The following is a 663-nucleotide window of genomic DNA, read 5'->3' on the forward strand; positions in this document are numbered from 1 at the left end:
CCAGGATCGCCGTCGTGCAATTGGGGTTGGCGATGAGGCGGTGGTCGCCGATCGCGTCGGCATTCACCTCCGGTACCACCAGCGGCACGTCGGCCTCCAGCCGGAAGGCGGAGGAGTTGTCGACGACGGCGACGCCCTCGGCGGCCAGGGCACGCGCATGGGCCTTGGCGAAGTCGCCGGAGACGGCGAGCAGAGCGAGGTCGAGATGGCGGGCCGCCTCGAGGCTGTATTCCTCGATCGTGATCTCGCCGAAGGGCGTTTTCGTTTTCGTGCCGGCGCTGCGCGTCGAGGCGAAGAGCTTGAGCTCCGTCACCGGAAAGCGCCGCTTCGCGAGCACTTCCACAATTTCCTTACCGACCGCGCCCGTGGCGCCGATCACGCCGACCCGCATGTGCAGGATCCCTTCGAGTTAGAAACGGGGACGGATTTAGCGCGGTGAGCGCGCCAAGGCCAATGCCGGGACCGCAAGTCAGGCCGGCGCAGGTTCGGTGCGCCGTCGGAGGATCCGACGGCGACGCGGCCGGCGGCGCCCAGCTGCCAGAGACGCCGGGCGCCTCAGTAGCGCGGCGAAGCCAAGCCGCCGGAGGCGGCGCCCGGCGTTTGAGGGCACGGAAAATTCAAACAGGCACCAGCCGGGTCAGCCGCGAGGGGTTCATCTCCGCC

1 pseudogene is annotated in these 663 nt (G+C 69.1%); it reads right to left on the minus strand.

Annotated features, from left to right (window positions below):
• A pseudogene (locus AC1DWF_RS35215) lies at positions 1–391 on the minus strand (aspartate-semialdehyde dehydrogenase); the annotation flags it as partial.
• Positions 392–663: the final 272 nt, after the last annotated feature.

This window comes from Aminobacter sp. P4_D5 (assembly GCF_056401815.1).